The sequence below is a fragment of the Stenotrophomonas sp. YJH_SMC_81 genome, from assembly GCF_059370875.1.
The window spans coordinates 241593-254588 of the sequence record NZ_JCAFUB010000001.1; the positions used below are offsets into that span (position 1 = coordinate 241593).

At 67.1% G+C, this 12996-nt stretch carries 12 protein-coding genes; 1 reads left to right on the forward strand and 11 read right to left on the reverse strand.

Annotated features, from left to right (window positions below; translation table 11 throughout):
• Positions 1–25 precede the first annotated feature (25 nt).
• From AC5P8U_RS01125 to AC5P8U_RS01175, 11 genes are all read right to left on the reverse strand, one after another.
• Positions 26–1297 (reverse strand): glutamate-5-semialdehyde dehydrogenase, encoded by a 1272-nt coding sequence (locus tag AC5P8U_RS01125; protein ID WP_072168389.1) that lies wholly within the window; start codon positions 1295–1297, stop codon positions 26–28.
• On the reverse strand, positions 1294–2451 hold the full coding sequence (gene proB / locus AC5P8U_RS01130; protein WP_072168390.1) for a glutamate 5-kinase: 1158 nt from the start codon (positions 2449–2451) through the stop codon (positions 1294–1296). The genes AC5P8U_RS01125 and proB overlap by 4 nt, the downstream gene beginning before the upstream one ends.
• Before the next feature lie 11 nt (positions 2452–2462).
• Positions 2463–2726: a YciI family protein gene (locus tag AC5P8U_RS01135; protein ID WP_072168391.1), complete on the reverse strand. Its 264-nt coding sequence runs from the start codon at positions 2724–2726 to the stop codon at positions 2463–2465.
• Positions 2726–4021 (reverse strand): argininosuccinate lyase, encoded by a 1296-nt coding sequence (argH, locus tag AC5P8U_RS01140; RefSeq protein ID WP_188240794.1) that lies wholly within the window; start codon positions 4019–4021, stop codon positions 2726–2728. The genes AC5P8U_RS01135 and argH overlap by 1 nt, the downstream gene beginning before the upstream one ends.
• 20 nt (positions 4022–4041) lie before the next feature.
• The gene (argC, locus tag AC5P8U_RS01145) at positions 4042–4995 is read right to left on the reverse strand and encodes an N-acetyl-gamma-glutamyl-phosphate reductase (protein WP_088497650.1); all 954 of its coding nucleotides are present in this window, start codon (positions 4993–4995) and stop codon (positions 4042–4044) included.
• Entirely contained in the window at positions 4992–5594 is a 603-nt protein-coding gene (locus tag AC5P8U_RS01150) for a GNAT family N-acetyltransferase (RefSeq protein ID WP_088497649.1), read from the reverse strand. Before AC5P8U_RS01150 ends, argC begins: the two co-directional genes overlap by 4 nt.
• A gap of 3 nt (positions 5595–5597) precedes the next feature.
• A complete protein-coding gene (locus tag AC5P8U_RS01155) occupies positions 5598–6926 on the reverse strand; it encodes an acetylglutamate kinase (protein ID WP_061478039.1) in 1329 nt (442 codons plus the stop codon).
• Positions 6927–7002: 76 nt separating this feature from the next.
• Positions 7003–8091 (reverse strand): acetylornithine deacetylase, encoded by a 1089-nt coding sequence (locus AC5P8U_RS01160; protein WP_049412643.1) that lies wholly within the window; start codon positions 8089–8091, stop codon positions 7003–7005.
• Between the two features lie 152 nt (positions 8092–8243).
• On the reverse strand, positions 8244–9440 hold the full coding sequence (locus AC5P8U_RS01165; RefSeq protein ID WP_072168394.1) for an argininosuccinate synthase: 1197 nt from the start codon (positions 9438–9440) through the stop codon (positions 8244–8246).
• A 67-nt stretch (positions 9441–9507) separates the two neighbouring features.
• Positions 9508–10518: an N-acetylornithine carbamoyltransferase gene (locus AC5P8U_RS01170; protein WP_072168395.1), complete on the reverse strand. Its 1011-nt coding sequence runs from the start codon at positions 10516–10518 to the stop codon at positions 9508–9510.
• 318 nt (positions 10519–10836) lie between these two features.
• Positions 10837–11400, reverse strand: a complete 564-nt coding sequence (locus tag AC5P8U_RS01175; protein WP_072168396.1) for a glycine zipper 2TM domain-containing protein — start codon at positions 11398–11400, stop codon at positions 10837–10839.
• Positions 11401–11588: 188 nt separating this feature from the next.
• Here AC5P8U_RS01175 and cysS point away from each other — a divergent pair, with 188 nt between their 5' ends.
• Positions 11589–12965, forward strand: coding sequence for a cysteine--tRNA ligase (gene cysS, locus AC5P8U_RS01180; RefSeq protein WP_072168397.1), 1377 nt, complete (start codon positions 11589–11591; stop codon positions 12963–12965).
• Positions 12966–12996: the final 31 nt, after the last annotated feature.

Below are 12996 nucleotides of genomic sequence, written 5' to 3' on the forward strand. Positions count from 1 at the left end.
ACATCCACGCATGGCGTGGATCCACTTATGTGCGCGTCTGCCCTTCGCCACGCACCACGAAACGTTCGACAGTGAGCGCTTCCAGACCCATCGGGCCATAGGCATGCAGGCGCGTGGTGGAAATGCCGATTTCGCTGCCCAGGCCCAGCTGGCCACCATCGGAGAAGCGCGATGAGGCATTGACCATCACCACCGCCGAGCGCAGCGCAGTAACGAAACGCTCGGCATGGCCGGCGTCTGCGGTCGCGATCACTTCGGTGTGATCGGAGGTATAGCGGCGGATGTGCGCGATGGCCGCATCGAGGTCGTCCACCACGCGCACGGCCAGCACAAGGTCGAGGAACTCGGCGGCGTAGTCCTCCTCGGTCGCCGCCGTGCTGCCCGGCAGCAGCGGCTGCGACTGCGCATCGGCGCGCAGCTGCACGCCACGCTGGCCGAGCGCCTGCGCCACGCGCGGCAGGAAGGAATCGGCTACGTCACGGTGTACCAGCAGTGTCTCCAGCGAATTGCAGGCGGCTGGCCGGCTGCACTTGCCATCCACCAGCAGGTCGATGGCCTTGCCCAGGTCGGCGCTGGCATCCACGAACAGATGACAGACACCCTTGTAGTGCTTGATCACCGGCACCCGCGCATGCTCGGCAACGAAACGGATCAGGCCTTCGCCACCGCGCGGAATCGCCAGGTCGATCAGCTCATGCAGCTGCAGCAGTTCCAGCATCGCCTCGCGGCGCAGGTCAGTCAGCACGGTCACGGCGGCCGGCGGTACCCCGTTGGCCTTCAACGCACCGGCGAGTGCCTGCGCGATCGCGGTGTTGGAGTGAATTGCCTCGGAACCACCGCGCAGGATCACGCCGTTACCCGCCTTCAGGCACAGCGCCGCGGCTTCGGCGGTCACGTTCGGGCGCGCCTCGTAGATCATCGCGATCACGCCCAGCGGCACGCGCACCTTCTGCACGCGGATGCCGTTCGGGCGCACGTCATCGCGGGTGACCTCGCCGACAGGATCTGGCAATCCAGCCACTTCGCGCACGGCTTCGGCCATCGCGAACAGGCGCGGCGGGTCCAGTGCCAGACGATCGAGCATGGCGCTGCCCACGCCCTTCTCGCGCGCGGCGGCGAGGTCACGTGCATTGCCGGCCAGGATCAACCCTGCATTCACTTCCAGCGCCTGCGCCATCGCCAGCAGCAGCGTGCGTCGTGCCGCACTGTCCAGGCCGGCAACGATCTGCGCCGCATCACGGCAGGCACGCGCCTGCGCTTCGATCTCGCTCATCGGTGTGTCCTTCAATCCGGTCATGGCAGCACCAGGTCGTCGCGATGGACGACGCTGCCGCCGTAGTTGTAGCCGAGCACGGCCTGGATGTCGCGCGAATGGTGGCCGGCAATCCGGCGTACGTCGTCGGCAGCATACTGGCTGACGCCACGGGCCACGCAGACACGGCCCTGCGGCGCGTTCCAGCACACCTGTACCATATCGCCGCGGCGGAACACGCCCTCTGCACCGGTGATGCCACCGGGCAGCAGCGAGGCGCCCTTCTCGCGCATCGCCTGTGCCGCACCGGCATCGATGACGATCACGCCCTCGGCCAGCGGTGCATGCCGCAGCCAGTGCTTGCGGGCGGCCTCGCGGCTGCGTGCGGCATGGATGCGGGTGCCGAACAGGCGATCCTGCGCCAGCGCGCGCACCACGTCACCGCTGCGGCCATTGAACAGATAGGTTTCGATGCCCAGGCGCCCGGCCTTCGCCGCCGCCTCCAGCTTGGTCCTCATGCCGCCGGTACCGGCGCGCGAGCCGGCGCCGCCCGCCATCGCCAGCACCTCGTGACCCAGCTCCGGCACGTCGTGCAACGGCCGCGCATCGGCCACGGTGCGCGGGTCGGCGCTGTACAGGCCATCGATGTCGGTGGCGATGAACAGCGCATCGGCGTCGACCAGCGCCGCCACGGTGGCAGCCAGGTTGTCGTTGTCGCCGAGCTTGAGCTCATCCACCGACACGGTGTCGTTCTCGTTGACCACCGGCAATGCGCCCAGGCGCAACAGTTCACTCAACGTGGCGCGTGCATTGAGGTAGCGGCGGCGGTTGCGCAGGTCGTCGTGGGTCAGCAGCACCTGCGCCACCGGGCGCTCGAAGAAGCGCTGCCAGAGCCCGATCAGCTGTGCCTGGCCGAGCGCGGCCAGGGCCTGCCTCGCCGCCATCGCCGCGCCAGGCTCATCGGCCCGAGGCAGGATTGCGCGCCCGGCAGCGACCGCGCCGGAAGACACGATCACCACCTCGCGCCCGGCCAGGACATTGGCTGAGACGAACTGCGCCAGGCCCAGCGCGTGGCGTGGCGACAGGCCGCCGCCATCGGCTGCCAGCAGACTGCTGCCAACCTTGAGCACCGCACGCCGCCACGGCGGCAGCGCTTGTTCGGGGAACGGCGAGGCGACATGGGCAGCGTGCTGGATCATCGGTCAGGCTCTCAGCGGGTGTTCCATTCGTGCACGGTCAGGTCGGAGGCCTGCATCGTCACCAGCGGATCGGTGGCGACGATGGCCTGCGCCTGCGCCAGGCTGTCCACGTTGCACAGCACGTAGGCGCCACCGCTGCCATCGGCGAAGCCACCGGTCAGCTGCAGCTTGCCCTGCGCCTGCAACGCATCGAGGAAATCGCGATGCGGCTGCACCGCTGCATCGTTGAAGTCCGACCGGCGCATGGCCAACACCAGGTAGACCGTGCCCGCCATCAGGACAGCGCCTGCCAGCGCGCGCGCAGTTCGTCCAGGCGCAGGTCAGCGGCCGAGCCCGGCGATACACGCGCAGCCAGGCTGCCTTCCGGCGTGCGTCCCTGCCCTGCGCTGTCGGCACCGGCCGCAGCCGCCTTGTAGGCCTCGCGGAACGGCACACCGGCCACGGCCGCTTCCACCGCCACGTCGGTGGCATACATGCCCGAATCGATCGCCGCACGCAGCCTGTCGTCGCGCCATTCCAGGTTGGCCAGCAGCGCCGGCAGCAGCTCCAGCGCGGCCAGGCCACGGCCGAAGCCGTGGAAGATGGCACCCTTGGACGACTGCAGGTCGCGATGGTAGCCGGACGGCAGCGACAGCAGCTGCTCGATCTCGGTGCGTGCAGCGGCGACGCTGGCGTGGGTGGCGCGCATCAGCTCGATCACATCCGGATTGCGCTTGTTGGGCATGATCGAACTGCCGGTGGTGTACTGCGCCGGCAGCGCGACGAAGCCGAACTCGGCGCTGGTGAACAGTGACAGGTCCCACGCAATGCGGCGCAGGTCCAGCGTGGCGCCACCGAGCGCTTCCAGTGCAGCCAGCTCGAACTTGCCACGCGACAGCTGCGCGTAGATCGGCGAGACCTGCATGCGCGCGAAGCCCAGCGCGGCGGTGGTGTGCTCGCGGTCCAGCGGCAGGTTCACGCCGTAGCCGGCAGCCGTGCCGAGCGGATTGGCGTCGACCAGCGCATGGGTGTCGCGGGCACGGATGGCATTGTCGATGAAGGCCTCGGCCCAGCCCGCCCACCACATGCCGGCCGAGGACACCACGGCACGCTGGATGTGGGTATAACCGGGAATCGGCAGGTCCTTCTCGGCCTGCGCGCGGTCCAGCGCGACCTTTGCCACTTCGGTGCTGAGCTGGGCAACGCGCTGCAGCTTCTCCTTCAGCCACAGGCGCGTGGCGACCAGGATCTGGTCGTTGCGGCTGCGGCCGGTGTGGATCTTGCGACCCGCATCACCAAGGCGTTCGGTCAGGCGCGCTTCGATCGCCGAGTGGCCATCCTCGTACTGCGTATCCAGCACGAAGCGGCCTTCGCGGAAGTCCTGCGCCAGGATCTCCAGTTCGCGCAGAAGTCCGGCAAGCTCATCGGCACTGAGGATGCCGATGTGCTGCAGGCCCTGCGCATGCGCGGCGCTGGCAGCGATGTCATGCAGGAAGAACTCGCGGTCGAGGATCACGTCGTCGCCGGCGAGGAAGGACTGGATCTGGACGTCGACAGCGACGCCGGGCTTCTGCCAAAGAAGGTCTGCCATGGGGGCTCCGGAAGGCGTGTTCAGTGCGGGATCGACGTCAGTTCGTCGATGCCCAGCGCGAGGTTGAGGTTCTGCATGGCCTGGGTGGCCGCGCCCTTCAGCAGGTTGTCCAGCGTCGCCACCACCACCACGCGCTTGCCGCCCGGCGCGAGCGTGAAGCCACCGACCTGGGCACCGTGGCGGCCGGCGATGCGGCTGACCCACGGCGCTTCGTCCACCACCTCGATCAAGGGTTCAACGTCATAGGCCTGCTGGAAGCGCTCGACGATCTGCTCGCGGGTCTGTACGCGGTTCAGCCACAGGTTGGCGGTCAGCGTGATGCCACGGAAGTGCGGCGCGACGTGCGGCATGAACTCGACCGCCACGCCCAGCTGTACGGACACCTCGCGCTCGTGCACGTGGTTGGTCAGCGCGTAGGGCATCAGGTTGTCGGCCAGCAGTTCGACGTTGTTCTTGTCCGACGGCGTGGTACCGGCACCGGAGTAGCCGGAGACACCGAAGCACTGCGGCGGACCCGCCAGCAGGTCCAGCAGCGGATGCACCGCCAGCTGCATCGCGGTGGCATAGCAGCCCGGGTTGCTGATGTGCTTCTGGCCGTTGTACCGGCCGCGGGTCAGCTCCGGCAGGCCGTAGTACCAGCTGTTGTCGAAACGGTAGTCGGCCGAGAGGTCGACGATGACGGTGTCCGGCTTCGCGGTTTCAAGCGCGGCCACGAACGGCGCGGCCAGGCCGTTGGGCAGGGCCAGGATCACCGCGTCCACGCCCTTGGCCGCCACCGCATCGGCGTCCAGGTTTTCGTACTGCAGCTCGCCCTGGAATTCCGGGTGGTGGTCGGACAGGCGCTGCCCGGCGCGCTCGCGCGAGGAGACGAAAGCCAGCTTCAGCCGCGGGTGGGCGGCCACCAGCTTGATCAGCTCGGCGCCGGTATGGCCGCGGGCACCGACGATGCCCAGGGTAAAAGTCGAATCGTTCATGCGTGACTGTCCAGGCGGTACTGCAGGTGGCGCTTCACGCCCTGCCATTCCGCATCGATGATGGAGAAGATGACGGTGTCGCGCGGCGTGCCGTCGGCGTGCCGCTTGTGGTTGCGCAGCACGCCATCCTGCTTGGCGCCGAGGCGGGCGATGGCGGTGCGCGAGGTGACGTTGAACCAGCTGGTTTCCAGCACCACGCTGATGCAGCCCATGGCCTCGAAGGCGTGCTGCAGCAGCAACAGCTTGGCCTCGGTGTTGGCGCCGGTGCGCTGCACGCGCGGCGTGTACCAGGTGTAGCCGAGGCTGAGCTTGGGCACGCTGGCATCCATGTCGTAGAAGCGCGTGCTGCCGATGATGTCACCGGCGGCGTCGCGGATCACGAACGGCAGCACCTTGCCTTCGGCGTGCGCCTGCAGCGCGGCCTGCACATAGTGCTCGACCTGCTGCGGTGACGGCACCTGGGTGTACCAGAGCTGGTCCAGGCCGCTGCCTTCGAGGGCAGCGCGCAGGCCCGGGACATGCTCAAGCTGAAGCGGCTGCAGCGCCACGTGCTGGCCGCGCAGGGTAGGCACCGTGTTCCACACGTCAGGAGGACTCATCGCTCACCCCAGCAGGCTCGGCGCGCGTTGGGCGCAGTGGTCGACATAGGTCTTGATGCGGTCGATGCCATCGGCACCGAACCAGAACACTTTCCAATGGTCCTGCTTGTAGCAGCCATCGGACTCGGCGTAGTAGAAGTGGTTGATCGGGTTGCCGTGGCGCGAGCGCCAGAACAGCTGCGGGGTCTCCTCCAGCATCACGTTCCAGACCGCGCGGCCCAGGCCTTCGCCCTGCGCATCGTCGAGCACGGCGAACTTGTCCAGGTACACGCCTTCGGCCTCGTCGGTGAGGATCACCGCGGTGCGGTAGTTCTCGCTGACATAGGCACGCAGCAGCCTGGTCTTTTCGAAGTAGTCCGGCACCAGGGTGCGGCCGAAGCTGGATTCGATCAGGCCCTTCAGCCGTGGCAGGTCGAGCTCGCTCCAGGCGGTGGCGCGCAGCACTTTCTCACCCTTGCGCACCAGCGTGCCCGAGCCCTTGTGGGTGAACAGTTCCTTGGCCAGGTCGGCCGGGCGAGTGATCGACACCGACGACTCCAGCGGCAGGCGGTCGAGCAGGTCCTTGATCTGTTCGATCTTCACCTTCATGCCGCCGTGGATCCACGGCTGCGCGATGAGGTGGTCGTACTCGGTGGACAGGTTGATCGAATCGATCACGTTGCCCGCCTCGTCCAGCAGGCCACCGGTGCCGGTCAGGAAGATGATCTTGTACGGCTGCAGCTCCTGCACCAGCTCGTTGGCGGCGAAGTCGGCGTTGACGTTGAGGATCTGGCCACCGGCGGTTTCACCCAGGCTGGTGATGACCGGGATCGAACCGGCACGCAGGCTGGCCTCGATCGGTGCCAGGTTGACCTTCTTCACCTCGCCGACGAGGCCGTAGGTGTCCACGTCCAGGTACTCGGCCTCGAACACGCCACCGGTAATCGAGGTGGCACGTGCGCCGTTCTGCTGCAGCGCCTCGACCAGGCGCAGGTTGGACTGCTGGAACACCCGGCGCACGATCGCCAGTGCTTCCGGCGAAGTCACGCGCAGGCCGTTCACGGTCTGCTTCTCGATGCCGGCCGCCGACAGCTCGGCATCCAGCTGCGGGCCGGCGCCGTGCAGCACGATCGGGGTCAGCCCGACTTCCTGCAGGAACGACAGCGAAGAGGTCAGCGCGTCGAGATCGTCGCGCAGCACCGCGCCGCCGACCTTGACCACGGCGAAGCGCTTGGCGTCCAGCTGCGAGAAACGCTTGAGGTACTGGCTGATCTCCTTCGCGCTGGCCATGCTGGAAAGCAGGCGCACGATGGTCTGGCGGGTCTGGCGGTGGGGCTGGAGGGCAGGAGACATTTCGGTTTCGTCACAGGCGGCGGTCGCCGCGTTGCAGTTCCGCCATGCCCGGGGCATGGCGGCGTTGTAGGGTCGATCAGGCGCCGGCGGCGATGATCCGGTGCACGGCGTGGGTATAGCGCTGCAATTGGTCCAGCGTCACGAACTCATCGGCGGTGTGTGCCTGGGCGATGTCACCCGGGCCGAATACCAGTGTGGTGTAGCCAGCGGCCGAGAACAGCGACGCCTCGGTCCAGAAATCCACGGCATTGCCGATCGGCAGCTCCAGCGCATCGGCCACGTCGCGCGCCAGCAGGCGGCGGTTCTCGGCCTCGGCGATGTCACCGGCGGGCAGGCTGGGACCACGGAACGTCTCGGTGAACACGGCGGCTTCCGGCTCGGCGAAACCGGCGAAGGTCGCCAGCAGGCCATCGATGTCCATCGACGGCAGCGGGCGGAACCCGAAGCGCACCTCAGCAGCCGGTGCGATCATGTTGGCCTTGATACCGCCTTCGACGCGACCGATGTTGAAGCGCAGGCCGGTCAGTCCACCGAAGCGCGCCGAGGCCAGCGATTCCACATGATCCAGCGCGCGATTGCCCCAGCGCATGGCCTGGTGCAATGCGCTGGCAGCCGCATCCTGCTTGCCCGACGCATGGCCGGCACGGCCGGCGAACTGCATCAGCACCGAGCTGATGCCACGATGCGCCAGCACCGCTTCGCTCATGGTCGGTTCGGCCACGAGTACGGCTTCATACGGCAGGCCACGGGCCAGGAACGCGGCGATGCAGCGCGGGTCGTTGGCTTCTTCGTCGCTGGAGAACAGGAAGGCGGCATCGCCATCACTAGCGTTGGCCGCCGCCACCAGCGCAGCGGCGGCGCCCTTGATGTCACACACGCCCAGGCCGACCACACGGTCGTCCAGGCGGCGCATCACATGCGGATCGGCACTCCAGTGCGGCGAGTCCGGTACGGTATCCAGATGCACGTTGAACAGGTACTTCGGCGTCCCACGCACGGCGTACAGGCTGACCGCACCCGCGCCATGGTCGATCACCTCGACGTTGAAGCCGGGCAGGTTCGCGCGCAGGTAATCGAAGATGCCACCGGTGGTGATCGCACGCGGCGGGTTGCGAGTGTCGAAGGACACCAGGGCCTGCAGGTGATCGAGCGTCTGTTCAAGCATGTGTCTGAATATCCGTAGGGTTCGAAATCGGTAGTGCCGGCCGCTGGCCGGCTCCGCAATGATCCAGCCGTGCCACGAGCCGGCCAGCGGCCGGCACTACCTTCCATTGACGCTGCGAGGCGCCGGCCAGCGGCCGGCGCCCCCGTCACAGGTCAACCGCGATTGACCTGCGCATAGACAGTCGAACTCATGCCGAACAGCTTGATGAAGCCTTCAGCCTCCTCCACGCCCCAGTCGGCCGACTGTGCGTAGGTGGCGCCCTTGGTGTTGAGCAGGTGCGGCGACTTCACCGCCACCGCGTCGACGCGGCCACCGCGGGTTTCCAGCACCACTTCGCCGTTGACCTTGGCCTGCGAGGACTTCAGGAAGGCTTCGATGTCGGTCTTCAGCGGGTCGTGGTAGAAGCCTTCGTACACCAGCTCCACCCACTTGCGTGCCACGTCCGGCTTGAAGCGGTTCTGCTGCTTGGTCAGTACGGCATCTTCCAGCGCGCGGTGCGCGGCCAGCAGCGAGACCAGGCCCGGGGCCTCGAACACGATGCGACCCTTCAGACCGATCACGGTGTCGCCGGTGTAGACGCCGCGGCCAACACCGTACGGGGCAAACAGCTTGTTGAGCTGGGCCAGGATCTGGTCGCCCGGCAGCGCCTTGCCGTTCAGTTCAACCGCTTCGCCTTCGACGAACTTCAGGGTGACCGTCAGCGCTTGTTCCGGCCACTCGCTGCGCGGCGAGCACCAGCCACGCGCACCTTCGCCCGGGGCTTCCCAACGGTCGATCTCGCCGCCGGACATGGTCACGCCCAGCAGGTTCTCGTTGATGGTGTAGGCCTGCTGCTTGGCGCGCACGCCGAAGCCGCGCTCTTCCAGGTACTTCTGCTCGTAGGCGCGGGTCTGGGTGTGTTCCTTCTGGATCTCGCGGATCGGCGCGATGATCTGGTAGTCACCCAGCGCCTTCACGGCCAGGTCGAAGCGGACCTGGTCATTGCCCATGCCGGTGCAGCCGTGGGCGATGATGTGGGTACCCAGCTCGGCAGCACGCTTCAGCGCGGCATCGACGATCAGGTAGCGGTCCGAGACCAGCAGCGGGTACTGGCCCTGGTAGCCTTCGCCGGCCCACACGAACGGCTTGACGAAGCCTTCCCAGATGGCCGGGCCACCATTGACGGTGACATGGCTGGTCACGCCCAGCTCGGCGGCACGCTTCTCGATGAAATCGCGCTCTTCATCATCCACGCCGCCGGTGTCGGCGAACACGGTGTGCACGTTGTAGCCACGCTCCTGCAGGTAGGGCACGCAGAAGCTGGTATCCAGGCCGCCGGAGAAGGCGAGAACGACGTCTTTGTTGCTCATGGGGATCAGGTCCACTTGGGGGATGGGAATTCGGTAGAGCCGACCGCTGGTCGGCTGAAGTGTTGGATCAGCGCCCGGCAACGGCGGCCATGATCGCCTTCTGCACGTGCAGGCGGTTCTCGGCTTCGTTGATGGCGATGCACTGCGGCGAATCCATCACCGCATCGGTGGCTTTCACGTTGCGGCGCAGCGGCAGGCAGTGGCTGAACACCCCGTTGTTGGTCAGCGCCATCTTCCGCTCGTCCACGATGAAGTGCTTGAACTGGTCGCGGATCGGCTTTTCCGGTTCCCAATTGCCGAAGAACGGCAGCGCACCCCAGCTCTTGGCGTAGACCACGTCGGCGCCGGCGTAGGCGCTGTCGATGTCATGGCTGATCTTCAGCGAACCACCGCTCTCGGCCACGTTCTGCTCGGCCCAGCCCATGTAGCGCTCGTCGAGGATGTAGTCGGCGGTCGGGCACAGCAGGGTCACGTCCATGCCCATGCGGGTGGCGATGGTCAGCGCCGAGTTGGCCACGGCGGTGTTCAGCGGCTTGGGGTGGTAGGTCCAGGTCAACACGTACTTCTTGCCGCGCAGGTCCTGGGTACCGAAGTGCTCCTGCAGCGCCATGATGTGGGCCAGCTCCTGGCACGGATGGGTGATGGTCTCCATGTTGATGACCGGCACCGGCGAGTACTTGGCGAAGCTGTTGAGGACGATGTCCTGGCGGTCGTAGGCCCAGTCGACGAACTTGGGGAACGCACGCACCGCGATGATGTCGCAGTAACGGCCCAGCACCTTGGCCACTTCAGCGATGTGCTCTTCGGTATCGCCGTCCATCACCGTGCCGAGGTTGAACTCGATCGGCCACGCATCCTTGCCCGGCTGCAGCACCACCGCGTGGGCACCGAGCTGGAATGCGCCCAGTTCGAAGCTGGTGCGGGTACGCATGGAAGGGTTGAAGAACACCAGCGCGATCGACTTGCCCTTGAGCTGGTCGCCGAGCTTGTTGCGCTTGAACAGCGCGGCCTGGGTCAGCAGCGCGTCGAGATCGCTGCGGCTCCAGTCCTGGGTGTTCAGGAAGTGCTTGGGGGACATCATCTTTCCTTGCGTGGCGGCGCCGGGTTCGACGCGGTGGAAGGGAAAACAGGAAGCAAAGGTGAAACGAAAAGGTTGCAGTTGCAGCTTTCAGAACGCGGAAACGAAAAAACCCAGCCGGCGGGCTGGGTTTTTTTCGGACGAACAGCAAAAAGCTCCGGTTACCCAGCGAGAATGTGGGGTTCCGGTCGACGCGCACGCGAGGTCATGCCAGACGCCTGTCGGGCTGCGCTGCTGTCGTGCTGGAAGTCGGTGAGCTTCATGGCCGAATATCTTTGCATGCGGCCGTGACCGGCGCAAGGGGCCGGGGTCGCAGAATCAGGGATTGCCGGCGGCGCCCTGCTCCGGACCGACCCAGGGGGTGATCGACACCCGGATCTTGAGCCGGTTGCCCGGGTCTTCCGGCAGCCGCGACCGATACTTGGTGCCCTTGTAGACGTAGTCCACGTCGTAGGCGATGGGCCGGCGGAATTCACGCCCCACCGGCACGATGCGGCAGTCGCGGGTCAGCATCGGGCCATTGTTGGCAGGCGCTGGGGCCGGCGTTTCGGGGCCGGCCTCTTCGGAGGGCTCCTCGTCGCTGCGCTTGAACATCGAGCGCACCGAATCCCAGAAGCGGCTGATCCGGCCCTTGTCCTCGACCGGCTCCTCGCCGGTCACGTTCACCGGGGCCAGGGTCCGTGTCGACACCGGCTCGCAGTGCTCCTCGGTGCGGGTCGCGCGCAGGGTCTGGAACACCGGCTCGACGTTCAGCACCTGGGCGTAGTCGAACTTCACGTTCTCCACGATCACCACCCGGTTGCGGGGCTCGGTCTCCTGGGCCAGCACCACGGCGGGCAGCGCCGACAGGCAGGCCAGGGTCAGCAACGCGGTGGATTTCATTGGCGACGGGAGCAAGGACACGGCAATAGTGTAGGCAGTGGCGAGCGCAAGGGGCTGAACATTACCCGTCCACGCTGCTCCTGCCCACCCCACCCAGGATGGACCCGGCGTCCACCGGTGGCAGCCAGTGCCCCCAAAGGAGGCCGACACGTTCTAAAATCACAGGCTTGTCCCCCAGCCACAGCCCCATGACCCTGCGCCTGCACAACAACCTGACTCGCCAGCTCGAACCGTTCACTCCGCTCGACCCGGCCTGTCCGACCCTGTATGTGTGCGGCCCCACGGTCTACAACTACGTGCACATCGGCAACGCCCGTGGCCCAGTGGTGTTCGGGGTGCTGGCCGATCTGCTGCGGCGCCGTTTCGGCGCGCTGCGCTACGCCCGCAACATCACCGACGTGGACGACAAGATCAACGCCGCTGCGCGCGAGCAGGGCGTGCCGATCAGCACCATCACCGGCAAGTTCGCCGCCGCCTACCGTGAAGACATGGCCGCGCTGGGCGTGGTGCCGCCGGACATCGAGCCGGAGGTGACCGCGCACATGCCGCAGATCATCACCATGATCGAGCAGCTGATCGCCAATGGTCATGCCTACGCCGCCGAGGGTCACGTACTGTTCGCGGTCGCCAGCTTCAACGGCTACGGCAAGCTCTCGCGCCGTGACCCGGAAGAAATGCTGGCCGGTGCCCGTGTCGACGTGGCCCCGTACAAGCGCGACCCGGGTGATTTCGTGCTGTGGAAGCCGTCCAGCGACGACCTGCCCGGCTGGGAATCGCCGTGGGGCCGGGGTCGTCCGGGCTGGCATATCGAATGCTCGGCGATGGCCGCAGCCCACCTGGGCGAGACCATCGACATCCACGCCGGCGGCGTCGACCTGCAGTTCCCGCACCACGAGAACGAGATCGCGCAGAGCGAATGCGCCCACGGAGGTAGGATCTTCGCCCGTTTCTGGCTGCACAACGGCATGCTCAACTTCGGCGGCGCCAAGATGAGCAAGTCGCTGGGCAACATCGAGCGCGTACACGACCTGGTCCGCCAGCATCCGCCGGAGGCGCTGCGCCTGGCCCTGCTGTCGGCCCACTACCGGCAGCCGCTGGACTGGTCCGATGCGCTGATCGAACAATCGGTGCGCACCCTGGACCGCCTGTACGGCACCCTGCGCGAACTGGCGTCGATCGAGGCCACGGCAGTGATCCCCGCCAGCGTCGAAGCGACCCTGGACGACGATCTCAACACACCCCAGGCGCTGGCCGAAGTGGCCCGCATCGCCGCCGACGCGCGTCGTGCCACCGACCCGGCCGAACAGGCACGCCTGAAGGGCGAGCTGCTCGGTGCGGGCCTGGTGCTGGGCCTGCTGCAGGCCGACCCGGCGCAGTGGTTCGGCACCGCAGCGGGCGACGAGGACGACGATGCCCGCGTCCAGGGCCTGATCGACGAGCGCGCCGCGGCCAAGAAGGCACGCGATTTCGCCCGTGCCGACGCCATCCGCGACCAGCTGGCCGCCGAAGGCATCGTGCTGGATGACACCCCGCAGGGCGTTCGCTGGTCGCGCAAGCGCAGCTGACCTGCCCTGCCCCGTGGCCGGTCCGCCGGCC